Source organism: Burkholderia sp. HI2714 (genome assembly GCF_002223085.1).
GTDB lineage: Bacteria > Pseudomonadota > Gammaproteobacteria > Burkholderiales > Burkholderiaceae > Burkholderia > Burkholderia lata_D.
Map to the genome: position 1 here is coordinate 1 of NZ_NKFM01000034.1, position 22,992 is coordinate 22,992.

A 22,992-nucleotide genomic window follows, 5' to 3' on the forward strand; every position below is an offset into this window, starting at 1 on the left:
CGACTGGATGTGGACTTACAATCACGACCGCCCGAACATGGCCCTGGGCGGATTTACGCCGAAGCAGCGGCTGGCCATGGCCGCTTAGTTTCTACTTCTGAACCCCGTGGAAAACGGGGGGATTACCTGCGGACGCGTTGTACTAGAAAATCGACGATCGCGAACAATTCACATGCAGCGCGTCGACACGCTCGCTTGGATGCTAATTTTATAGACCGTCTTGATGCTCCGGCTCATGGACATCGAGGATTGAAGGTGACACGATCGCGGCGCGCAAGACAAACGCGGTGAGCTCGCGCGCCCGCTCGGCATCGATCGTTCGGGGTAACCTTGATTTCCGTGGAGTTCTCCGGTTAGAGCGCACTAGACTGCATGCGGGTTTGCGACCCAGCCCCATTAAATATTGGTTTAAAATCAAATGATTGTTGTCTGGGTGCCATGCTGGCGGGTTCGAGGCATACCGTCAAACAAACCGTGAATAAGAAATGAAAGCCCGGAAAAGGGCGCGCGAGTCGCCCGCAAGGTGATGCACCGTCATCGCAGTGCATGTCGGGTCAGTTGCCGACGCGAACCAGGCGAACTTCGTAGCAGCAGTCGCATGGCGCGTCGGCGGCACCGTCTCGGTGACGAACCAGATGCAATTCGAGGATCAGCCTTTGCGATATGAGCGCGGCCACTACCTTCTTGCCATGACACGTTCACGCAGGTTCAGCAATCGACGCTATATCAGGATCGACGGCCGATCTGGAATGAGTGTCGGACTGACCTTCGCCGCGACCATCCCCGCGTTGTAACGTGGTGAAGCGATTTCTGCCTCCTGCCCATGGTGGAGTATTCGCAACAGACTCGTCATCAAATTGTCGGTGAACCCCGTTCTGGCAATGTCCGGGCGATCTGTGCAAGGCGTCGCAGGGGAGTGAATACGAGCTAGCGATTACGCCGCTGTCTTGAGCGCAGGCACGGGCGCGGCGCCCGCCGCCTCATGCCCGGCAATCGCAAGCGCGAGCACAGGATTCAGGCTGTCCACCATGGCACTGGGAATCAGGATCGTCGCTCCGCGTTCCTTCGTCGTTTCGTAGATGATGTTCATCGCCCGCAACTGAAGCGCACCTGGATGATTTTCGTAGACCTGCGACGCTTCGACGAACTTGGCGGCGATTTCGGCCTCCGCCGAGCCGAGGATCACCCGTGCCTGCTTTTCGCGCTCGGCTTGCGCCTGGCGCGACATCGAATCCTGCAGCGCGACCGGGATCGCGACATCGCGGGTCTCGACCGAGCGGACGGTCACGCCCCATTCCACGGTCTTTCGGCCAATCTCGTCGCGCAAATGCATGTCGGCCGCCTTGCGATCCGACAACAATGCAGCCAGCATCGATGCCCCGATCATTTCCCGCAGGGAGGTTTGTGCAACGCGGTCAATGGCTTGCCGGTAGTCGGTGATGGCGAGCGCGGCTTTCTGCGCGTCATGGACGTGCCAGAAAATCACGGCGTCGACGTTGACAGGAACGGTGTCTTTGGTCAGCGCTTGTTCGGCGTTGAAGGCGGTGGTTTGAATACGTTCGTCGATGATCGCGACAACGTTGTCCAGGATTGGAATGATCATGAAGAAACCGGCACCCTTGACGCTTTGCAACTTGCCAATCCGAAGGATCACGAATTTTTCCCAGACGTTGGCGACCCGCACGGACAACGCGATCAGGACCGCGACGATAAAAAGGGAGACCGCGAGATACAGGTAGCCCCACGCGCCGGCGGCGAATGCCGCGAGGACGAACGCAGCCGATAAAACGAGTGTGATGGGATTCATGGTGAGGCTCCGTTTGGGTGACAACGACCTGTCGGATGAGCGATGAAGCGCGCCGCATTCAGGTCGTCTTGGGCATTCTGGCAACAGGGACAGAGGCCCTTGATGTGAGTGTGCGCGCCATTGCAGTGCCGATCGGTACGGTGCCGTACCTCGATCGAGCGAGTTGTGCCTGACTGACCGGGTGGCGAGGCATCGGGCGATCCGGGGTGTGAACGGCGGGCAGGTCACCACGAAACGTGCCCCGCAGACTGTTCTTCAGCGTACCGACTCGTCGGGCCGCCGCGACGCATGATGACGTTCGTCGTCATTTTCTGTCGGGAGCGGTTCATGAAATATCCGGTCTATATCACGCATCACGGGAATCCCCGCTATCGCGGCGCGCTTCCGGATTTTCCGGAAATCGATGTGGAGGGTGACTCGTATGGCGAGTTGCAGGCGGCTGCGGCGCGACAGGTCATGGCCTGCTATGACCGCTCCGCGCGTCTCGTGCCGCCGCCGACCACGGACATGGCGATGTTGCAGGCGTCGGATGTCGACCTGGGTAACGGAATCTGGCGGTTCTTCGATATCGACCTGACCGGCGTGACCTCGAGTTCCGTGCGGATCGCGCTGTGCCTGCCGAAGCGCATCGTGCGCGACATCGACATGACGGCGAGCGCGCTGCGCATGACTCGCGATGCGTTCGTGTCGATGGCGTGCACGAACGCCGCCGATCGATCCGCGCAGCATCGCGACGTGCGTTTTGAACCCGTCGCGAAATCGCTGTCGGAAGCGGGTTGATGGTGCGACGCACCGGGTATGACGCCGGACGGGTGGTGCGGTCATTGGGGAGAAGGTGCCTTGAAGATTCACGTTGCGCGTGTTTCGCGACGCCGGACATCGCCATGGAGCAATGCACGGCCGATTCGCGAGGAGTTCTTCGGCGATGAACGGCTTGCGCAGCATGCGGGCAGTCTGGCGCGTGCGCAGAAGGTACTTCCCAGTGCGCCCTCTGGCCCGTCTTTGGCGACGCGGCTGAAGGACAACGCGGATCATCTGCTGAAGGCGTACCGGAACACGGTGGCCGCGGATGCGCGCGGCGAGGAAATCACGCCGGCAGCGGAGTGGCTGCTCGACAACTACTATCTCGTCGCGGAGCAGGTGCGGCAGATCCGCGACGATCTTTCTCCGCGCTATTACCGGCAACTTCCCAAGCTCGGCAACGGGCCGTTTGCCGGTTATCCGCGCGTATTCGAGATCAACTGGTCGTTCGTCGCCCATACGGACAGCCGTTTCGATCCCGATATGCTATGCCGCTTCATGCTCGCCTATCAGGCCGTGGAACCGCTGACGATCGGCGAACTGTGGGCAGTGGCGATCACGCTGCGGATCGTCTTGATCGAAAACCTGCGGCGGCTCGCGGATCAGATCATCGACGACCGGCGCGCGCGACTCGACGCCGACGCGCTCGCGGATCGCCTGCTCGGCGAACGCGGGCAGGCGCGGGTGGAAACCGAGCCGCTCGTCGCCCGTTATGAGCAGGCCGTATTGCACGATGCGTTCGCGGTGCAATTGATTCAGCGGCTGCATGATCCCGATCCGGCCGTCGCGCCGGCGCTGGCGTGGCTGCATCGGCACCTGGCGGCGCGCGGCGCGACACCGGACCAGATCGTCACCTCCGTCAACCATCAGCAGGGCGCTGCCAGCCTGACCGTGCGCAACGTGATCACCAGCATGCGGCTGATTTCGGAGGTGGACTGGACCGATCTGTTCGAGCGCATCAGCCTGGTCGATCAGGTGCTGCGCAGCCATCCGGGCTTCGCGGAGATGGATTTCCCCACGCGCAACCTGTATCGCGACGCGGTGGAAGCGCTTGCCCGCGGCGCGCCCGTCAGCGAACTCGAGATTGCCCGCCGCGCCGTCGCCGATGCAGCGGCGCAAGGGGCGAGCCGCGTGCCGGCCGCCGGCGCGGTGCCGGCCCGCGAGACGGACCCCGGTTACTACCTGCTGGCGGACGGCCGCACCGCGTTCGAGGCGGAGATCGGCTATCGGCCGCCCGTTGCGTTGTGGTTGCGACGCCTGACGCGCCACGCCGGTCTCGGCGGCTATCTCGGCCGTATCGGGCTGATTGCGGCACTGCTGCTCACGGCCATGCTGGCGTGGCTCACTCGCATCGAGCCACCCGGTCACTGGTTGATCTGGCTCGGCGTCGCCGGCCTGCTACCCGCGCTCGATGCCGCGGTCGCGCTCGTCAATCGCGGCGTGATGCGCGATGTCGGCGCGAAGATCCTGCCCGGCCTCGCATTGCGCGACGGCATTCCGCCAGGCCTGCGCACGATGGTCGCCGTGCCGGTGCTGCTGACGACGGAAGCGGCGCTCGGCGAGCAGATCGAGCAACTGGAAATTCATCATCTGGCGAGCCCTGACGGCGCGCTTTACTTCGCATTGCTTTCCGACTGGGTGGACGCGCCCACCCCGCACGCAGACAGTGATGACGAACTGCTGGCATCCGCGACGGCGGGCATCGACCGGTTGAATCGCCTTTATCCGGCGGCGCCTGGCGAGGGCGAGCGCTTTCTGCTGCTGCACCGCAAGCGCGTGTGGAACGGCGGCGAACGGTGCTGGATGGGCTGGGAGCGCAAGCGCGGCAAGCTGCACGAGCTGAACCGGTTGCTGCGCGGGTCGTTGGACACGACGTTCGTCGCGCTGGCAGGCAGGCCGCCGCGCGTGCCGCCTGACGTGCGCTACGTGATCACGCTCGATGCCGATACGCGGCTGCTGCGCGATACCGTGCGCCGCCTGATCGGCAAGATGGCGCACCCGCTCAACCGGCCGATATTCGATTCGGCGAGCCGGCGCATCGTCGAAGGCTACGGCGTCCTTCAGCCGCGCGTCACGTCGTCCCTCGCAAGCGGCGACGAGGGGTCGCTGTTCCAGCGCGTGTCGTCGAGCGCGCACGGCATCGATCCCTACGTGTCGGCCGTATCGGATGTCTACCAGGACCTGTTCGACGAAGGCTCCTATGCGGGCAAGGGCATCTACGACGTCGATGCGTTCGAGGCGGTGCTCGCCGGCCGCGTGCCGGAGAACACGGTGCTCAGTCACGATCTGTTCGAAGGCATTTTCGCGCGGGCCGGGCTGGCGTCGGATGTCGAGGTCGTCGAAGCGTCGCCGTCCCGCTACGACGTCGCGGCGGGACGCCTGCACCGGTGGGCGCGCGGGGACTGGCAGCTCCTGCCTTGGTTGATTTTCGGCCACGAACGGCTGACGGCGGTCGGCCGCTGGAAGATGCTGGACAACCTGCGCCGCACGCTCACGGCGCCCGCCATGCTGATCGCGCTACTGGTCGGATGGATGCTGCCGCTCCCCGTATCGCTCGGCTGGAGCGCCTTCGTGCTGGTGACGATCGCGTTGCCGTTCCTGTTGCCCGTATTGAGCGGACTGGTGCCGCGCTGGCGGCGCGCGCATGTCAGGATGACGACGCGCAGCGTGCTCCATGCGTGGTCGATGGAGCTACGCTTCGCGTTGACGCGGTTCGGCCTGTCGATCGTCATGCTGCCGCAGCAGGCGTGGTCGATGGGCGACGCGATCGCGCGCACGCTGTTTCGCTTGGGGATCAGCCGTCGCCACCTGCTCGAATGGACGACAGCGGCCGCAGCGGGCGCGAGCGACCGTCGGACCCTCGCGTCCACCTATCTGCAAATGCGCGGCGGCGTGACGCTCGCGCTGCTTGCCGCGGCTGCCAGCCTGACGGCGGGCTGGCGCTTCGATCGTCATACGGGCTGGCTGGCCGTGCCGTTCGTACTCATCTGGCTTGCCGCGCCGGCGGTCGCGTATTGGCTGAGCCGTGCACCACGGCCGGCAGGCGAACTGGCGGTGACCCCGCACGATGCGCGTCAACTGCGGCGCGACGCGCGCCGGACCTGGCGTTATTTCGAGACGTTCGTGACGGCGGACGAGCAGATGCTGCCGCCGGACAATTTCCAGGAGGACCCGAAGCCCGTTTGCGCGCACCGGACATCGCCCACCAATATCGGGCTGTACCTGTTGTCCGTCGTCAGCGCCCGCGAGTTCGGCTGGCTCGGCACGCTGGACGCGGTGTCGCGGCTGGAGGCGACGCTCGCGACGATGCGGCTGATGTCGCGCTATCGTGGCCATTTCTACAACTGGTACGACACGCGCGACCTGCGGCCTCTCGAGCCGCGGTATGTATCGTCGGTCGACAGCGGCAATCTTGCCGGGCACCTGATCGCGCTCGGCAACGGTTGCCGGGCGTGGGCGAATCAGCCCGCTGGCGTGGGACGGCAGGCCGCGCACGAAGGGATCGGCGATACGCTGGCGCTGTTGCGCAAGGCCGTGTGCCGAAATGGCAACGCCCGGACGGCCTTGCACGGCGAATTCGAGCGGGCCGCGACCGAGCTTGAGGACACGCTCGCCGCGACGGATGGCCGCGCCGCGACGGAATGGAACGCGATCACGATCCTCGCTGCGACAGTCGCCGACGTCGCGCGCGCCCTGATGGACGAGGTCGGCCGGGTGCGGGGCGGCGACGTCGACGACGTGCTGTTCTGGGCGCAGGCGCTGGAGCACGGGGTGCAAGGGCATTGTCGTGACGCGACGCGCACGCCGGACGAAGCGGACGTGCTGAACAAGCGTCTTCAGGTGCTGGCCGATTCCGCGTTGCAGATGGCCTATGCGATGGAGTTCGGCTTTCTGCTCGACCCGGTGCGGAACCTGCTTTCGATCGGCTACGCCGTGGCCGACGGGCAGCGCGATCCGGGCAACTACGACCTGCTGGCGTCGGAGGCTCGCCTGGCGAGCTTCGTCGCGATCGCGAAAGGGGATGTCCCGGCGCGCCACTGGTTCCGGCTAGGCCGCCTGGCGACGCCGATCGGGCACGGCGCCGCGCTGGTCTCGTGGTCGGGATCGATGTTCGAATACCTGATGCCGTCGCTCGTGATGCGCGCGCCGGACAGCAGCCTGCTCGCGCGGACCAACCACCTGGTGGTGCGTCGGCAGATCGCCTACGGCGACGGGCTGCGGCTGCCGTGGGGCATGTCCGAGTCGGCGTACAACACGCGCGACATCGAGCTGACCTATCAGTATTCGAGTTTCGGCGTGCCGGAGCTGGGGCTCAAGCGCGATCTCGACCAGAATCTGGTGGTCGCGCCCTATGCGACCGCGCTGGCGGCGATGGTCGCGCCGCATGCCGCCGCGTGCAACTTCGAACGGCTGCGCACGGCCGGCGCGTGCGGGCGCTTCGGCTTCTACGAAGCACTCGACTATACGCCCGCGCGCGTGCCGGAAGGCGTGCCGGTTGCCATCGTGCAGGCGTTCATGGCGCATCACCAGGGCATGTCGATCGTGGCGATCGCCAATGCGTTGCTGGGCGGGCGTATTCGCACCTTCTTCCATGCGGAACCGGCCGTTCGAGCCACCGAGCTGCTGTTGCAGGAGCGGGTGCCGGGCCGGGTCGCGGCAGGGCGGCCGCGGGTCGACACGCGCCCCGCCGGCAGGATGCATGGGATCGATGCCGGCGTCGCGCGGCGCCTGCTGTCCGCGAACGATCCCGCCCCCGTCACGCATCTTCTGTCCAACGGCCGCTATGCCGTGATGCTCACGGCCGCGGGGTCCGGCTACAGCCGTCGCGACGATCTGGCCGTTACGCGCTGGCGGGAGGACGCGACGCGCGACGATTGGGGCAGCTATCTGTATCTGCGAGACGCCGAGAGCGGCGACGTGTGGTCGGCCACGTGGCAGCCCACTGGTGTGGTGCCGGACAGCTACGACGTGACGTTCACCGAGGATCGCGCCGAATTCGTGCGTCGCGACGGCACCTTGACGACGTCGCTCGAGGTGGTGGTATCCGCCGAGGACGACGCAGAGGTGCGTCGGGTGTCGGTAGCCAACACGGGCACCCGGCCGCGCGTGATCGAATTCACGTCGTACGCGGAAATCGTGCTCGCGCCGGCCGCCGCCGATCACGCGCATCCCGCATTCTCGAAGCTGTTCATCGAGACCGAGTACATGCCGGCGTCCGGCGCCATCCTGGCGACGCGCCGCAAGCGCGCGCCGAACGAGGCGGAGGTTTGGGCCGCTCATCTGGCGGTGACTGCCGGCGAAACCGTCGGCGCGGAAGAATTCGATACCGATCGATTGCGTGTCATCGGACGCGGACGCAGCGTTCGCTTGCCGCTTGCGCTGACTGAACGGCGTGCACTGAGTGCTTCCGAAGGCGCGGTGCTGGACGCGGCGTTCACGTTGCGGCGGCAACTGCGCATCGAGCCGGGCGCGAAGGCGAGCATCGTCTACTGGACCATCGTCGCGGATTCGCGCGCGCAGTTGCTCGATCTGGTCGACAAGCATCGCGACGGCGAATCGTTCGCGCGTGCGGCGATGCTCGCGTGGACCCAGGCGCAGGTGCAGCTGCGGCACAGCGCGGTGAGCCTCGACGAGGCCGCGTTGTTCCAGCAGCTGGCCGGATACATGCTCTACAGCGATGCGTCGATGCGGCCGGGCTCCGCGGCGCTGCTGCGCCATGCGGCGGCGATATCGGCGGCGGGAGGCGTGGGCGCGTCGCCGTTATGGACGCATGGCGTATCGGGGGATCTGCCGATACTGCTGGTCCGGATCGACGACATCGAGCACATCGCCATGGTGCGGCAGTTGATTCGCGCGCACGAGTACTGGCGGATGAAGCGGCTCGAGGTCGATCTGGTCATCATTAACGAGCGCGCGGCGTCGTATGTGCAGGATTTGCAGGCGGCGCTCGAGGGGCTGGTGCGGCCCCGGCAGCCGTCGGGCGAAGCCGGACGCGGCAGTATTTTCGTGCTGCGCGAGGACCTGATGGCGGTGGCGGCGCGCGCGCTGTTTCCCGCCGTTGCGCGGGCCGTGCTCGCCGCGCGCAATGGCCGGCTGGTGGATCAATTGCGGCGCCTCGGGGCTTCGCCGCTGCCCGCGCGCCCGGATGCCGCGAGCCCGCCGCTGCTACTGCCCGCGATTCCGTCACCGAATGGCGCACAGGCCGGCGCCGGTCTCGAATACTTCAACGGCATCGGCGGTTTCGCGCGCGGCGGCCGCGAATACGTCGTGATCCTGCAGCCCGGTCAATGCACGCCGATGCCGTGGGTCAACGTCGTCGCGAATCCGTCGTGCGGCTTCCTGACATCGGCGGAGGGGGGCGGCTATACCTGGGTGACGAACAGCCGCGAGCATCCGCTGACGCCGTGGTCGAACGACCCGGTCACCGATCCGCCGAGCGAAGTGTTCTACATCCGCGACGACGAGACGGGCGTGCGCTGGGGGCCGCAGGCGGGTTCGATCGGCGACGACGCGCCGAGCGCGAGCGCTTTCGTGGCGAGTCATGGCCAGGGCTACAGCCGGTTTGCGCATTCCGCCGTCGACGTCGCCGTCGAGTTGCTGCAGTTCGTGCCGCTGGCCGATCCTGTCAAGATTTCCCGCCTGACGTTGCGCAACCTGTCGAGTCGGCGCCGCCGGCTGTCCGTCGCCACCTATGCGGAGTGGGCGCTGGGGGCGTCGCGCAGCGCCGCGGCGCCACACACCGCGAGCGAGATCGATCCGCCGACCGGCGCGCTGTTTGCCCGCAACGACTGGAGTCAGGTGTATCGCGGCAGAGTGGCGTTCGTCGATTTATGCGGGCTGCAAACCTCGTGGAGCGCGGACCGGCGCGAGTTCATCGGCCGCAATGGCGTCCTGAGCGATCCCGCCGGTTTTCCGGGCAGGGCCGGCGCGTCGCCGTTGTCGGGCCGCGTCGGCACCGGGCTCGACCCGTGTGCCGCGTTGCAGACCACGGTCGATCTCGAACCCGGCGGCAGCGTCGAAATCGTCTTGCTGCTCGGCGAAGGCGCTGACGCGGCAACGGCGCGACAGTTGATCGCGCATTACCGTCAGGCGGATCTCGACGCGATATTCGCCGCCGTGACGGCGTTCTGGGACGAGACGCTCGGCGCCGTTCAGGTCGAAACGCCCGATCGCGCGATGGATCTGATGCTGAATCGCTGGCTGCTGTACCAGACGCTGTCGTGCCGGATCTGGGCGCGTGCGGGCTTCTATCAGGCGAGCGGCGCGTACGGTTTTCGCGACCAGCTGCAGGACGGCATGGCGCTCGCGGTCGCCCGCCCAGCCCTGACGCGCGAGCATCTGCTGCGGGCGGCGGCGCGCCAGTTTCCCGAGGGCGACATGCAGCACTGGTGGCTGCCCGAAAGCGGCAGCGGCGTACGCACGCGGATCTCCGACGATCGCGTCTGGCTCGCCCATGCGGTTGCGCACTACGTCGACGTCAGCGGCGACCGCGCGATTCTCGATGCGTCGATCCCGTTCATCGACGGGCGACCGCTGGCCGCCGACGAGCACGACGCGTTCTTCATTCCACGCGTCTCGGAAACGAGCGCGTCGCTGTTCGAGCATTGCGTGCGCGGGCTGGAGTCGAGTCTCGCGCAGGTCGGCGAGCATGGCCTGCCGCTGTTCGGCACGGGCGACTGGAACGACGGCATGAACCGGGTCGGCGAGGCCGGGCGGGGCGAAAGCGTCTGGCTCGGGTGGTTCCTGCATGCGACGCTCACGGCGTTCGCTCCGCTCGCCACGGCGCGCGGCTCGGGCGAACTGGCGGCGCGCTGGCTGACGCGCGCCGGCGTGTTGCGCGAAGCGCTTGCCGATGCGGGGTGGGATGGCGAGTGGTATCGGCGTGGCTACTTCGACGACGGTACGCCGCTCGGCTCGGCCGGCAACGCCGAATGTGCGATCGACGCGATCGCGCAGTCGTGGAGCGTGCTGTCGGGCGCGGCGGACCCGGCGCGCGCCGCGCAGGCAATGGACGCGCTGGAAGCGCGGCTGATCCGCCGCGACGATGGCTTGGCATTGCTGTTTGCGCCGCCGTTCGATCAATCGCCGGTCGATCCCGGCTATATCAAGGGTTATCCGCCGGGCATCCGGGAAAACGGTGGCCAGTACACGCATGCGGCCACGTGGTCGGTGCTTGCGTTTGCGCAAATGGGTGACGGAGATCGCGCCGCGAAGCTGTTCGCGCTGCTCAATCCGGTCAATCGCAGTCGCACGCGCAGCGGCGCGAATCGTTATCGGGTGGAACCGTACGTGGTCGCGGCCGACGTCTATTCGGTCGCGCCGCATGTCGGCCGTGGCGGATGGACCTGGTACACCGGCTCGGCGGGCTGGCTATATCGTGCGGGCATCGAAGGCCTGCTCGGCCTGCGCAGGCATGGCGACATGCTGTCCATTCAACCGTGCATACCGCGATCCTGGCCGGGCTTCAGGGCAACGCTGCGCCACGGGGCGTCGCACTACGACATCGTCGTCGAGAATCCGGACGACGTCAGCGGCGGCGTGTCCCGCCTCGTCGTGGATGGCGTGCGGCTCGCCGCCGGAGAAGCGATGGTGCGACTCGTGGACGACGGTCGGCGTCACAGCGTGGTCGTGACGCTGGGGGCGGCGCAAGCGGTGCTTCTGTGAGGCGCCGGGGCGGCATCCGGGCCGGTACGTTAGCGGACGGACTGCGCGCGATTCACCGCCCATCATGAACCGACGTCCCGAATTTCATCGGGATGTCAGCGCATGGGCTTCCGTGCGTCGTGCCGGATCGGACGGCGCGGCGGCAACCCGAGGGGATGATCATGAGAAAGCTACATTCCATGGCAGTCGAGATGGCGATCGTCACGTTGACGATCGTCGTGCTGGCGGGTTGCGGCGGTATGTCTCGCCGCGGAACGGATACCGTGATCGGGGCGGGTGTCGGTGGCGTCGCCGGCGCGGTCCTGACGGGCGGCAGTGCGTTGGGCACGGTGGGCGGCGCGGCCGTCGGCGGCGTTGTCGGCAACCAGGTCGGGAAATAGGCCGGCCGACGGGTAGGGAATCGGCACGCGCACTCGCCGTCGCGGCGAAGCGCGCGCGGATACATGCGTGACCCGGAGTGCGACCGGTATGTCGGCATTTCTCCTGAACGGCGAGCTGAGGCTGTCCTGGTGGCAGCTTGCGGGGGTCGTGTTCGTGCTCACGCATGTCACCATCATCAGCGTGACCGTGTACCTGCACCGCTGTCAGGCGCATCGGGCGCTGGATCTGCGCCCGTGCGCCAGCCACTTCTTCCGGTTCTGGCTGTGGTTGACGACCGGCATGCTGACCCTGCAGTGGGTCGCGGTGCATCGCAAGCATCACGCGAGAAGCGAGACCCCGGAGGATCCGCATAGCCCGCGAACCCGTGGCCTCGCGACCGTGCTGCTTCGCGGCGCGGAACTGTACCGGGAGGAAGTGCGGAACGAGGAAACGCTGCGCCGGTATGGATCGGGTACGCCCGACGACTGGCTCGAGCGCCACGTCTATGCCCGCTATCCGAATCTCGGCGTCGGGCTGCTCGCCGTGATCGACGTCGGGTTGTTCGGGCTCCCCGGCGTGGCGGCGTGGGCGATCCAGATGATGTGGATTCCGTTCTGGGCCGGTGGCGTGATCAACGGTTGCGGCCACTTCGGCGGTTATCGGAATTTTGCGACGCCCGATGCGAGCACCAACATTTTCCCGCTGGGCATCCTGATCGGCGGGGAAGAACTGCATAACAATCACCACGCATACGTGACGTCCGCCAGGCTGTCGAACCGATGGTTCGAGTTCGACATCGGCTGGCTGTACATCCGCCTGCTGGCGGCGTTGAGACTGGCGACCGTTCGGCGCGTCGCTACGAAGCCGCGCCTGCTCCCGAACAAGGCAGTGGTCGACGACGCAACGCTGCAAGCGGTCATCCGCAACCGGCATGCGGTGATGGCAGCCTATGCGCGCATGCTCGAACCCGCCTGCCGGCGCGAACTGCGCCGCATCAAGGACATGAGCCGCGACGACAAGCGCGCGTTCGCGCTCGCCATGAAACGCTGGTTGCGCCAGGCCTGGGGCCATCGGGGCAAGCCCGATCTGCGGCCGCTGACGAGCCAAAATGCCAATCGGCGAATGCGCGTGTACGTCGATATGTACGAGGCGTTGCTCGAGCTATGGACGTGGTCGCACGCATCGCACGAGCAATTGCTGGTTCAGTTGCAGGATTGGTGCCGTTGCGCGGAGCAGAGCGGCATCAAGGCGATTGCCGATTTCTCGATGCGCCTGCGCCGGTATGCGTGATCCCGGCATGCCGGTGACCCGCCATGCGGGACCGGCATGCCACAGCGTGCGGCGCAAGCGCCGCTCATCTCGCCCGATTGTCTGGGTGCGAATAACGCCACTTGCTTGCATTGGAATTGATGCCGGCATCCTGGCGGATGCGCTTTTCGGCGCGTTCGACGTCGGCACGGGCCAGATCATCCCGCTGCTTTTGCCGGGTCGCGTCATCGCGCCGATCGATTGAGGTGCCTGAGTGATATTTCATGGATCGCTCCTGAGTGAGGTGTGCTCGCGTCGCAAGACGTCGCGTCGAGCCGGATGTGGCGGACGGATCAGATCGCCGTGGGGGCGATCTTGCCGTCCACGATGTCCTTGCCGAATTGCATCGCCAGGTCGAGTGCGAGCGCCGCCGTTTGCGGAGCGCCATGCTCGAAAATGGTCGAGTAACGCGGTGCCGTTGCGGAGGTTGCCGGAATCGTGTCGATGCGCACGACTGAAGCAAAACGCTTCGGGCCGGGAGCGTGGGGATCGCCGAACGGCGGGAAAAGCATTTGTGAATAGACGCGGAGTTCATGTCCGCGATATTCGAGCGTGGGGATGGTCATGATTTGCTCCTGACAGAGCAACGATTGGCGCCGAAGGATTCAAGGGCGCCGATGCCTTGACAACAAACCGGCAGGTATCTTCAGTGTGCGCGCTCGACAATGGTTTCGCAATAACAATATCGGATACCGAAGCATATTTTCGATGCGGGTCAATCAGCGAGTTGCGGTGCGGTTGCGGAAGAATTCGCTTCCAAATAGTCGATACCGTACAGACCGACGCGCGTCGCCCGGGTCACGATGAACTCAACACCGAGGAGGCCGCCATGTGCATCCCACTTTCACCCGAGGTCGTCGAGACCCTCAAATCGCTTGATCGGGTTCGCGATTGCCAGGCTGATATTCCACGCGCCATAGCCGATGAACTGCTGACCCACGGGCTTGCATACGAGTTGCGCACCGGCGGTTCGATCAACATGACGGCGGCAGGCCGTCTGTGGCTGAATCGGTGTGCGGATTTGCGCGCATGCGTTGACCAGGCGAGACCGGATTTTGTCCTGTACAACGATCCATGGATCCATGAGGCAATGATGAAAACCCAATCTACACGATGGTTTGCGCTGGACCAATACGCGCCCATTCGCGACGGATGGTATGAAGTGCGACTGGTGAGCGGCGACACGGCGTTTGCGAAGTTTGGCGATGGCGAATGGACGGAAAAGCCGATGCTTACCTTTACGCGCTGGCGAGGCTTGCGCTCCGATCCAGCCAAGTCGGGCGATGCAGTGGATGCGACCGCAGATGCGACCGCGGCGAAAGGTGTCCGGGACGCGTGGGACGCGTTCTTTCCCGGCGTGGGAAACGAGCAGCACAAGCCGCTTGCCGCTGCGCATGGCGACCACCCCCGACGCATTGAGGCATCGTGACGGTCAGTCGGGAAGCGGGTATCGCCGGATGTTGCCTGCACGCGCCGTCAACATCCAGTGAATCCGCATCACGTTGCCCGATCGCGCGGCGCTACGGAACCGTTCGAGCGCCCCCCTACGGCCGCTTCCTGAATTGCTCTTTCGCGTCACCGAATGACGCTTGTGTCTTTCCGACGACCTGCTCGACCGTGCCCTGCATTCTGGTCGATCGATTTCCCATGATCCTGCCGACCATTTCCTTCAGTCTGCCTTTCGCTTCCGCGATGCGGCCTCTCACCTGATCCCTGTTCATCACACTGCTCCTTGACATGGGTCGCCTGCTTGATCGGTACGAAACCTGGAACCATCGAAGCGTCGTATCGGGCGCTTTACGCGGAACAACCGGTGCGCCCGAAGACACACTGAGCGCAATCGCGATGGAAGTCGGTACGATGCCGTACGCGGATCGCCGCCGGTGCGCCAGCGTATGCATGCGGGCGGCGGTTGGATCGATCGCCGCGAAGCCAGGTTGAGAAGGTTGTCTGTTTTTGCAGGCTTGGTACGCTTTCGTACCGCATTCGCCTGTGTGTAGCGTCAGGGGTATCCACGAACAACCTGGGGTGAATCATGCAGCGACGAACATTTCTATGGGGTACGCCGGGATCGATCCTGGCTATCGGCCTCGCGGTCTCGGGATGCACGACGACCGGTACATCCGACGCCAGTGGTCACCAGACCGACAAGCGCCACACCATCGATGCAGGCGTCGACTCGACCCTCGCACGCCTTTACACGACCGCCAAAGGCTCGCGTGAACTCGTCGGCAAGGCGCGCGGCGTGCTGGTATTCCCGTCGGTCATCGCGGCCGGCTTCTTCGTCGGCGGCCAGTACGGCGAAGGCTCGCTGCGCGTTGCCGGCAGCACGGTCGGTTACTACAGCACCACGACCGGCTCGATCGGCCTGCAGATCGGTGCGCAATCGAAAGCCATCATTTTCCTGTTCATGACCGAGGATGCGCTTGGTCGCTTCCGTAACAGCGAAGGCTGGTCGGTGGGCGGCGACGCATCGGTGGCAGTACTGAAAGTCGGCGCGAACGGCAATGTCGACACCAGCACCGCGACCGCGCCGATCGAAGCATTCGTACTGACGAACAACGGATTGATGGCCGGCGTGACGCTGGAAGGCACGAAGGTCACCCGGCTCAAGTCGCTGTAACGAGCGGCGGACGCGGGGCGGCTTGGTCTTCATTGGTTGTTTTCATTCTTGCGGAGGGCGTATGCACATTCTCACGAGCGCGGGCCCACTGGTTTCGCTGATCGCCGGCATTCTGATTCTGGTGGTGCCCCGTCTGTTGAATTACATCGTGGCGATCTACCTCATCGTCATCGGGTTGCTCGGGCTGTTCGGAGGACATCTCCACTGAACCGAGCCTCTCGCGAAAAAGCAGGTGACGAAACTCGCGGGCGGCGCCCGCGATCTCCGACTGTCGACGTGCCCCTGAGCGTTCGCGACGGGGCCCGGATTGCCTGCGTGGCAGTTGCCGCCAATCCGGACCGGGGGTTCTTCCGGTAACGTGCGGCGCTCCAGGCTCTCGAGCCATGCGTGGAATCTGACGGTATTGCCCCGGACATAGGCGCGGGCCGACCGCGCCATCTTCACGCTCCGGAGCGCAACGAGGGCAGCCTGCCACCCGCTGACGGGCGTGGGCCGGCGCATCGCACGACTCTGAGCGCGTGGTGGCTGAAGCGGGCTGCATGCGCTATGGAGTCGATCGGCATGCCGTTCCCGGACGCGGGCTCGCGTCGGAACGCTTTTGCTCCGCGGTGCGCGGTTGCTCGCGCGCGTTCGGGTTCGTCAGCCTCGGCTTTTCGGGGGCAATGGGCATTCCGTCATCGGTCGCGGTATCTTGCGCATATTTCCGATGCTGTTGCGGCGTGCCGCGGGCTTTCCGAGTCAGGTCGTTCATGAGCTTCTCCGGTGAATGCCGCTTCGCATGGATCCGGCCGCTCGAACCGGAGCACGGCGAGACCATCGGCAGTGTGTCGGCGCGTTGTGGCGCCGAGCGCGTATCGGCATCGGCAGCGCATGCGCGCGTGCCGACCCAGAATGGACGAGCGAACAGCGGAAGTCGGTACAGTGGCGGCTGGCGTCGCTTCGGACCGGCACGCCGATGATTTGCGCCGATGTCCGCGATAATCCGCACGCGTCCGGTACGTTGCCGGACAGACTCCATGCGTGCGTCCGCCTACATTGATTTCGAAAGAGTCGATGCACGTCCCGAACCGGGTGCATCGAGCACGTGTCCTGCATGTAGGAGCAGGACGACTGACTCCCCGGCTCCTCCGGCATTCGAGATACGGCACCGCCCATTTCGACGCGACAGGCGGCGAACGGCGCGTGCGCGCGTCGACGTGGAAGCGCACGGGAGCGTATCGACGGACACATCGGTTCGATTGCATTCGATGGCCATCGTTGCGAGCGCACTGCGCCATGACCCGCCGGATGATTGATTGAGGAGAGACGACATGTCACTGGGACTTCTTCTACTGATCGTTGTCGTGCTGCTGATGGTCGGGGTGATCCCGACCTGGCGCTACAGCAACGGCTGGGGGTATGGTCCAAGCGGATTGCTGGGCTTGGTATTGGTCGTGTTACTCATCCTGATGCTGCTGGGCAGGCTGTGACGCGGGACATCATCGGCGCTGCAGGTTCATGGGAAGACTGCCGCCCGACACCGCGAGTGTCGGGTGTGGCATCCCGCCGAATCGTTCGACCCGCGTACGCATCGCGCCACCGCGCCCGCGCTGGATCTCACGCATAGCGACGCATGAGCGGCGCGGCTGAAATGCCGTGCAGCACGATCGACATGGCGATGATGGCCAGTACCCATGGAACCAGCGGCAACAGTTGCGCACGCGGCCCTTGCTCGAGGGCCAGCATCAGGTAATACAGGGAACCCACGCCGCGAATGCCGAACCAGCTGATCAGCCGGCGCTGGTGGCGCGACGCCTGGGATCCTATCAGCGCGAGCCCGGTGGCCGCCGGCCGGATGACGAACAGCAGGGTCGCGACCACGGCCGCGTCGGCCCAGGTGAGCATGTCAACCCAATAGCGGGAGACGAGCGCGCCGATCAGCAGGATCAGCACGGCTTCGGCGATGTGTTCGAGCTCGATCGTGAATCCCATGACCGACTCCGCGACGAAGGCATGGGCTTTGTCGGGATCGGTGGCGGTGGCCTCGACATCCTCGCTGTCCACGATGCCGACCGTCTCCTTCGACGTCTTCCGGCCGCTCGTTCGATGCTCGACACGCCGCATCGCGACGCCCGCGGCGAACACGGCCAGGAACCCGTAGCCATGAATGGCGAGCGTCACGCCGTACGACAGCATGATCAGGCCCAGCGCGAAGAACCCTTCGAGGCCGAGCGCCTGTCCGTGGCGGCTGCGCAGGAATGCGACGAGCCGGGCGGTGGCGAAGCCGAGCAGCCAGCCGGCGCCCACGCCGGAGGTGATACCCCATGCAATGCCGCCGAGCATGCTCCAGTGAAGCTCCGACATCGTGCCAGACCCGCACGCAAGCAGGCCGATCACCGCGCAAGGGTAGGCGGTGCCGTCGTTGATCCCGCCTTCGCCGGACAACGAAAAACGCACCAGTTCGACGTCACCCGCGTCGCGTACGCCGACGTCATGAGCGAGCACGGGATCCGTCGGCGCGATCATCGCGCCCAGCAGTACCGCGACGCCGAGACTCAAATGCAGCACCAGCATGCCGAGCGCGGCGATCGACGCGACGGTGAAGATCATCGCGACGACGCCAAGCCGAATCGGCAGCATCCAGCGGCGATCGGCGGGCGGGACACGCAGCCTCAGGCCGATCGCGAACAGCGAGATCAGCAAGCCGATTTCGGCCGCGATGCGCAAGTGCGTGACGTCGTCCGGCAATGTCAGCGACAAGAAGCCGAGGCCGGCCGGTCCGATCAGAAAGCCGATCCCGAGATACACCATGGCCGCGCTCAGCGGCAGACGCTTGAGCGACGACCCGATGAGTCCCATGAAAATCAGCAGGGCTCCGAAGATGAGGCATCCGATGGTTTCGGTCAATTTGAATGTCCTGCGTGGGTAACGTCGCGCTCGCCGCGCGTCGAGCGTCGAACGCAGGTCGCCATGCGGTGTCGTTCAGGCGGCACGCGGCACGCGCGGGACGGCACACACCGGACTGGGCGTCGATGCCTTGCATTCGTCGCACAATATCGCTCCGGTCGTACCACGTTCGCAGCGAGTCGATTCGGCGTCTGTCCGATGGCGGACAAAGAACCGGGCGCAACCGTCGCAACCATCGCGATCGAAATGACGCGTGGCCGCGGCTGACGCAGCCGGGAAAGTGCACACGAAGCGGCATGCACCCATGTACGGTAGCGGGCAGAGCGGTGCAGTGCTTCGTCATAGATTGTTCGCCGATCCTCGTGACAACTGGAGCATGGCCATGGCGCATACAGCAATCGAGGGAGATCTGCGTTCACTTGAACGACTCGTTGCACGCGTCACGCTCGGTGAGCCTGCGCCATGGGCTCTCTGGCGCATTCGGCTGGAATCGATCCTGGAACACGGCTGCGTGACACCCTCGGAGCGCATGCATCTCGTCAGCATCATCGCCCTTCTCCTCATGCTCGAGCGTCGAGCGGGCAAGCTGGCCGCGCATTGAGCACGGCCGCCGCGTCGCGCGTTCGAGGGGGGCGCGGCGGCGCCCGCCATCCGCCGGGCGCGTGGCGGTAGTCATGGTTCGCGCTCGAACGAGAATGGCGGCTGGGGCCCATACAGGAGGCATGTTGAATCCCGCTACATCCGACCCGCCGGGCGCGCCAGCCGCGATGCCCGTCAGTCCGCTGGCAGGCCGGCTCGCGCCTTACGCGCTGTGGATCGACGTTCCCCGCCTCGTGACCGCGTACTACACTGATATGCCGGACCCGGCAGTCCCGGCGCAACGCGTGACGTTCGGCACGTCGGGACACCGGGGTTCCGCGTTGACCCGCAGCTTCAACGAGTGGCATGTCCTCGCGATCACGCAGGCGATCTGCCGGTATCGACGTTCGCACGGCATCCACGGTCCGGTGTTTGTCGGCATCGATACGCATGCGCTTTCCGAACCGGCGCAGGCGAGCGTGCTTGAAGTGCTGGCTGCCAATGGCGTCGAGGTCATGCTGGCGCCACCGGGTGAATACACGCCCACGCCGGCCGTTTCGCGCGCGATCCTGACGTACAACCGGGGACGCAATGCCGGGTTCGCCGACGGCGTCGTCGTGACGCCGTCGCACAATCCGCCGGACAACGGCGGCATCAAGTACAACCAGGCGACCGGCGGCCCGGCCGGGGAAGCCGTCACCCGATGGATCGAAGCGGCCGCGAACGATCTGCTCGAGGCGCGGCTCGCGGGGGTGAGCCGCGCCTCGTTGTCGACGGCATCGAATGCCGCCACGACGCACCGGTACGACTTCCTCGCGGCGTATGTCGACGACCTGGCCAGCGTCATCGACATGGACATCCTGCGCGGCGCGCCGATCCGGCTCGGCGTCGATCCGCTCGGCGGCGCCGGCGTGCACTACTGGGGTGCGATTGCCGAGCGTTACCAACTGAATCTCGCGATCGTCAGCGAGGAAGTCGATCCGACTTTTCGCTTCATGAGCGTCGACTGGGACGGGCGGATCCGCATGGATCCGTCGTCGCCGTATGCGATGCAGAGCCTGATCGCGCGGAAAGACCAATTCGATGTCGCGTTTGCGTGCGATACCGACCACGACCGGCACGGGATCGTCACACGCAGCGACGGTTTGCTGCCGCCCAATCACTATCTCGCGGTGCTCGTCGACTATCTGCTCGCGCATCGGCCGAAATGGCCCGCTCGCGCGGCGGTCGGCAAGTCGGTCGTCTGCAGCGAGATGATCGATCGTGTCGCCCGCGCACACGATCGCGCAATCTACGAAGTGCCCGTCGGCTTCAAGTGGTTCGTCGGCGGATTGCTCGACGGCACGCTGGGGTTCGCCGGCGAGGAGAGTGCGGGGGCCACGTGCCTGCAGCTCGACGGGCAACCCTGGACGACCGACAAGGACGGCATCGTTCCCGCGTTGCTGTCGGCCGAAATCACGATCCGAACCGGCCGCGATCCGGCGGAGCATTACCGTGACCTGGCGCACCGCTTCGGCGCGCCCGCCGAACGGAGGGTACAGGCCGCAGCCACACCTAAGCAGCGCGCGCTGCTGGCGCGGCTAACGCCGCATCAGTTCACGCAGACCGAACTGGCGGGAGAGGCGATCGTCCGGATACTCGATCGGGCGCCGGGCAATCGGGCCGCGATCGGGGGCATCAAGGTGATGACGGAGCACGGCTGGTTTGCCGCGCGGCCGTCAGGTACCGAAGATCTCTACCGGATCTATGCGGAGAGCTTCAACGGAGAGGATCACGTGGCGCGCATCGTGTCCGATGCGCAGTCGATGGTCGACGCGGTGCTCGAAGCAGGCACGCGCAATGCCGGTGGCGGCTCGAACGCCTGATACGCGCATGGGCCGCCCAACGGTCACGCGAGCAGTTTCAGTGCGCGGTCGCAGACGTTCTCGACCGTGAAGCCGAAATCGCGCATCAGCTCGGCGCCCGGCGCCGACGCGCCGAAACCCGCAATGCCGAGTACGTCGCCACGATCGCCGACATAGCGGTGCCAGCCTTGCGACACGCCCGCTTCGATCGCCAGCCGCGCACCGACCGACTTCGGTAGCACGGCGTCCTGATACGACTGGGGCTGAGCGTCGAACAATCTCCAGCAGGGCAGCGACACCACCCGAACCGCCACGCCGCGCGCGAGCAACTCGGCGTGCGCTGCCAGCGCGAGCCCGACTTCCGAGCCTGTCGCGATCAGGATCAGCGCGGGGCGACCGTCGGGGGCATCGGCGAGCACGTAGCCGCCGCGCCGCAAGCCCTCTGCCGGCGCGAACCGGAGGCGATCGATGGTCGGCACGTCCTGGCGGGTCAGGATCAGCGCGGTCGGCCGTTCTCGCGCTTCGAGCGCCACGCGCCACGCGACGGCCGTTTCGTTGGCATCGGCCGGTCGAATCACCAGCAGGCCCGGGACCGCACGCAGGCCGGCAAGCTGTTCCATCGGCTGATGCGTCGCACCGTCCTCGCCGACGGCGAGGCTGTCGTGCGTGAACACGTAGATCACCTGCAGACGCATCAATGCGGCGAGCCGGATCGGTGGACGCATGTAGTCGGAAAAGATCAGGAAGGTCGCGCCGAACGGCACGATGCCGCCGTGGGCCGCCAGGCCGTTCAGGATCGCGCCCATTGCATGCTCGCGCACGCCGAAATGCAGATTGCGGCCGCTGCGGCTCCAGCCGCCGCCGTCGGAACCTTGCCGGTCGAGCGCGTTCATGCCGGCGGCCTCGAAATCGCCGTGCCCGGTCAGCGCGGTGAAGGTGGAGGGATTCAGATCGGCGGAGCCGCCGATGAGCGACGGGACGCGGGGGGCGAGGGCGTTCAGCACCTTGCCGGATGCGACCCGCGTCGCCATGCCTTTCGGATCGGCCGGAAAGACCGGGATATCGCGGTCCCAACTGTCGGGCAGCGCGCCGCGCACCGAGCTCAGCAGCATCTCCGCCAGCTCGGGAAACGCGCGCGCATAGGCTGCGAACAAGGTGTTCCAGTGCGCTTCCCGTATTTGCCCCTCCGCCAGCGCCCGGCGAAAATGCGCGAGCGCCGGTGCGGGGATATGAAACGCGGGATCGGGCGGCCAGCCGAGGTTGTGCTTGGTCAGACGCACCTCGGCGTCGCCGAGCGGCGATCCGTGAGCCTGGTAGGTGTCTTGCCGGTTGGGCGAGCCGTAGCCGAGATGTGTGCGCACGAGGATCAACGACGGACGCCGCTGCTCGGCACGTGCGGCGAGCAGCGCCGCGTCGATGGCGGCAAGGTCGTTGCCGTCGTCGACCGTTTCCGTATGCCAGCCGTAGGCGTCGAACCGTTGCGGGCGATCTTCGGTGAAGGTGATCGCGGTGCCGGCGGATAGCGTGACGCGATTGTCGTCGTACAGGCAGATCAGCTTGCCGAGCCGGAGATGGCCGGCAAGCGATGCGGCTTCCGCCGCGACGCCTTCCATCAGGTCGCCGTCGCTGACGAGTACATAGGTGTGGTGATCCACGATCTCGAAACCGGGGCGGTTGTAGCACGCGGCGAGCCGCGTTTCCGCCATCGCCATGCCGACGGCGTTGGCGAGGCCCTGGCCGAGCGGGCCGGTGGTCGTCTCGACGCCCGGCGTGAGGCCACGCTCCGGATGGCCGGGCGTGAGGCTGCCCGATTGCCGGAAGCGGACGATCTGATCGAGCGGCAGGTCGTAACCGGTGAGGTGAAGCAGGCTGTACAGCAGCATCGAACCATGTCCGGCCGACAGGATGAAGCGATCGCGATCGAGCCACGCCGGATTGACGGGGTGATGCTTGAGATGGCGCATCCATAGCGCATAGGCCATCGGTGCGGCGCCGAGCGGCAAGCCTGGATGTCCGCTCGCTGCTTTCTGCACGGCATCGATCGACAGGAAGCGCAGCGTATTGATGCAGAGCGCATCGAGTGCCGAACCTTCGGTTGGCGGGAAATCGGTTGAGGTCAT

General features: G+C 65.8%; 18 protein-coding genes. 10 read left to right on the top strand and 8 right to left on the bottom strand.

Going from position 1 to position 22,992, the window contains the following annotated elements:
* Window positions 1-934: 934 nt before the first annotated feature.
* Complete coding sequence (locus CFB82_RS17805; protein ID WP_089484717.1) at window positions 935-1,807, bottom strand: slipin family protein; 873 nt, start codon at window positions 1,805-1,807, stop codon at window positions 935-937.
* Window positions 1,808-2,134: 327 nt separating this feature from the next.
* Here CFB82_RS17805 and CFB82_RS17810 point away from each other — a divergent pair, with 327 nt between their 5' ends.
* The 4 genes from CFB82_RS17810 (at window position 2,135) to CFB82_RS17825 (ending at window position 12,922) form a co-directional block, all read left to right on the top strand.
* A complete protein-coding gene (locus CFB82_RS17810; protein ID WP_089484734.1) occupies window positions 2,135-2,587 on the top strand; it encodes a type II toxin-antitoxin system HicB family antitoxin in 453 nt (150 codons plus the stop codon).
* Window positions 2,588-2,647: 60 nt separating this feature from the next.
* Entirely contained in the window at window positions 2,648-11,272 is an 8,625-nt protein-coding gene (locus CFB82_RS17815) for a GH36-type glycosyl hydrolase domain-containing protein (RefSeq protein ID WP_089484718.1), read from the top strand.
* 179 nt (window positions 11,273-11,451) lie between these two features.
* Entirely contained in the window at window positions 11,452-11,652 is a 201-nt protein-coding gene (locus tag CFB82_RS17820; protein ID WP_226248737.1) for a glycine zipper 2TM domain-containing protein, read from the top strand.
* Between the two features lie 88 nt (window positions 11,653-11,740).
* Window positions 11,741-12,922, top strand: a complete 1,182-nt coding sequence (locus tag CFB82_RS17825; RefSeq protein ID WP_089484719.1) for a DesA family fatty acid desaturase — start codon at window positions 11,741-11,743, stop codon at window positions 12,920-12,922.
* A 64-nt stretch (window positions 12,923-12,986) separates the two neighbouring features.
* Here CFB82_RS17825 and CFB82_RS17830 read toward each other — a convergent pair whose 3' ends face one another.
* On the bottom strand, window positions 12,987-13,166 hold the full coding sequence (locus tag CFB82_RS17830) for a hypothetical protein (RefSeq protein ID WP_080001072.1): 180 nt from the start codon (window positions 13,164-13,166) through the stop codon (window positions 12,987-12,989).
* A 67-nt stretch (window positions 13,167-13,233) separates the two neighbouring features.
* Window positions 13,234-13,506: a hypothetical protein gene (locus tag CFB82_RS17835; RefSeq protein WP_089484720.1), complete on the bottom strand. Its 273-nt coding sequence runs from the start codon at window positions 13,504-13,506 to the stop codon at window positions 13,234-13,236.
* Window positions 13,507-14,033: 527 nt separating this feature from the next.
* Here CFB82_RS17835 and CFB82_RS17845 point away from each other — a divergent pair.
* Window positions 14,034-14,369: a hypothetical protein gene (locus tag CFB82_RS17845; RefSeq protein ID WP_089484735.1), complete on the top strand. Its 336-nt coding sequence runs from the start codon at window positions 14,034-14,036 to the stop codon at window positions 14,367-14,369.
* 115 nt (window positions 14,370-14,484) lie between these two features.
* Here the strand turns inward: CFB82_RS17845 and CFB82_RS17850 are convergent, their stop codons facing one another.
* A complete protein-coding gene (locus CFB82_RS17850; protein ID WP_012328536.1) occupies window positions 14,485-14,661 on the bottom strand; it encodes a CsbD family protein in 177 nt (58 codons plus the stop codon).
* Between the two features lie 314 nt (window positions 14,662-14,975).
* Between CFB82_RS17850 and CFB82_RS17855 the strand changes: the two genes are divergently transcribed.
* Both CFB82_RS17855 and CFB82_RS17860 read left to right on the top strand, forming a co-directional pair.
* Window positions 14,976-15,563, top strand: coding sequence for a BPSL1445 family SYLF domain-containing lipoprotein (locus tag CFB82_RS17855; protein ID WP_089448655.1), 588 nt, complete (start codon window positions 14,976-14,978; stop codon window positions 15,561-15,563).
* A 61-nt stretch (window positions 15,564-15,624) separates the two neighbouring features.
* Window positions 15,625-15,771, top strand: a complete 147-nt coding sequence (locus CFB82_RS17860; RefSeq protein WP_006413561.1) for a DUF3096 domain-containing protein — start codon at window positions 15,625-15,627, stop codon at window positions 15,769-15,771.
* Here CFB82_RS17860 and CFB82_RS17865 read toward each other — a convergent pair.
* Complete coding sequence (locus tag CFB82_RS17865) at window positions 15,720-16,064, bottom strand: DUF2252 family protein (RefSeq protein WP_089484721.1); 345 nt, start codon at window positions 16,062-16,064, stop codon at window positions 15,720-15,722. The two genes, CFB82_RS17860 and CFB82_RS17865, sit on opposite strands and share 52 nt — an antisense overlap.
* Window positions 16,065-16,107: 43 nt before the next feature.
* Complete coding sequence (locus CFB82_RS17870) at window positions 16,108-16,314, bottom strand: hypothetical protein (RefSeq protein WP_089484736.1); 207 nt, start codon at window positions 16,312-16,314, stop codon at window positions 16,108-16,110.
* A gap of 559 nt (window positions 16,315-16,873) precedes the next feature.
* On the opposite strand from CFB82_RS17870, the gene CFB82_RS17875 reads away from it, so the two are divergent.
* Entirely contained in the window at window positions 16,874-17,032 is a 159-nt protein-coding gene (locus tag CFB82_RS17875; RefSeq protein ID WP_089448652.1) for a DUF3309 family protein, read from the top strand.
* A 127-nt stretch (window positions 17,033-17,159) separates the two neighbouring features.
* Here CFB82_RS17875 and CFB82_RS17880 read toward each other — a convergent pair whose 3' ends face one another.
* Window positions 17,160-18,449: a cation:proton antiporter gene (locus CFB82_RS17880; protein WP_089484722.1), complete on the bottom strand. Its 1,290-nt coding sequence runs from the start codon at window positions 18,447-18,449 to the stop codon at window positions 17,160-17,162.
* Window positions 18,450-18,831: 382 nt separating this feature from the next.
* On the opposite strand from CFB82_RS17880, the gene CFB82_RS17885 reads away from it, so the two are divergent.
* On the top strand, window positions 18,832-19,050 hold the full coding sequence (locus tag CFB82_RS17885) for a hypothetical protein (RefSeq protein WP_089484737.1): 219 nt from the start codon (window positions 18,832-18,834) through the stop codon (window positions 19,048-19,050).
* Window positions 19,051-19,216: 166 nt separating this feature from the next.
* Window positions 19,217-20,893: a phosphoglucomutase (alpha-D-glucose-1,6-bisphosphate-dependent) gene (pgm, locus tag CFB82_RS17890; RefSeq protein WP_089484738.1), complete on the top strand. Its 1,677-nt coding sequence runs from the start codon at window positions 19,217-19,219 to the stop codon at window positions 20,891-20,893.
* Between the two features lie 23 nt (window positions 20,894-20,916).
* On the opposite strand, the gene tkt is transcribed toward pgm, so the two are convergent.
* Window positions 20,917-22,992, bottom strand: a complete 2,076-nt coding sequence (tkt, locus tag CFB82_RS17895; protein ID WP_089484723.1) for a transketolase — start codon at window positions 22,990-22,992, stop codon at window positions 20,917-20,919.

Coding starts and splice junctions, on each gene's coding strand:
- CFB82_RS17805 (WP_089484717.1), bottom strand. CDS start 1,807: ATGAATCCCATCACACTCGTTTTATCGGCTGCGTTCGTCCTCGCGGCA.
- CFB82_RS17810 (WP_089484734.1), top strand. CDS start 2,135: ATGAAATATCCGGTCTATATCACGCATCACGGGAATCCCCGCTATCGC.
- CFB82_RS17820 (WP_226248737.1), top strand. CDS start 11,452: ATGGCAGTCGAGATGGCGATCGTCACGTTGACGATCGTCGTGCTGGCG.
- CFB82_RS17825 (WP_089484719.1), top strand. CDS start 11,741: ATGTCGGCATTTCTCCTGAACGGCGAGCTGAGGCTGTCCTGGTGGCAG.
- CFB82_RS17830 (WP_080001072.1), bottom strand. CDS start 13,166: ATGAAATATCACTCAGGCACCTCAATCGATCGGCGCGATGACGCGACC.
- CFB82_RS17835 (WP_089484720.1), bottom strand. CDS start 13,506: ATGACCATCCCCACGCTCGAATATCGCGGACATGAACTCCGCGTCTAT.
- CFB82_RS17845 (WP_089484735.1), top strand. CDS start 14,034: ATGAAAACCCAATCTACACGATGGTTTGCGCTGGACCAATACGCGCCC.
- CFB82_RS17850 (WP_012328536.1), bottom strand. CDS start 14,661: ATGAACAGGGATCAGGTGAGAGGCCGCATCGCGGAAGCGAAAGGCAGA.
- CFB82_RS17855 (WP_089448655.1), top strand. CDS start 14,976: ATGCAGCGACGAACATTTCTATGGGGTACGCCGGGATCGATCCTGGCT.
- CFB82_RS17860 (WP_006413561.1), top strand. CDS start 15,625: ATGCACATTCTCACGAGCGCGGGCCCACTGGTTTCGCTGATCGCCGGC.
- CFB82_RS17865 (WP_089484721.1), bottom strand. CDS start 16,064: ATGCGCCGGCCCACGCCCGTCAGCGGGTGGCAGGCTGCCCTCGTTGCG.
- CFB82_RS17870 (WP_089484736.1), bottom strand. CDS start 16,314: ATGAACGACCTGACTCGGAAAGCCCGCGGCACGCCGCAACAGCATCGG.
- CFB82_RS17875 (WP_089448652.1), top strand. CDS start 16,874: ATGTCACTGGGACTTCTTCTACTGATCGTTGTCGTGCTGCTGATGGTC.
- CFB82_RS17885 (WP_089484737.1), top strand. CDS start 18,832: ATGGCGCATACAGCAATCGAGGGAGATCTGCGTTCACTTGAACGACTC.
- pgm (WP_089484738.1), top strand. CDS start 19,217: ATGCCCGTCAGTCCGCTGGCAGGCCGGCTCGCGCCTTACGCGCTGTGG.
- tkt (WP_089484723.1), bottom strand. CDS start 22,992: ATGACCTCAACCGATTTCCCGCCAACCGAAGGTTCGGCACTCGATGCG.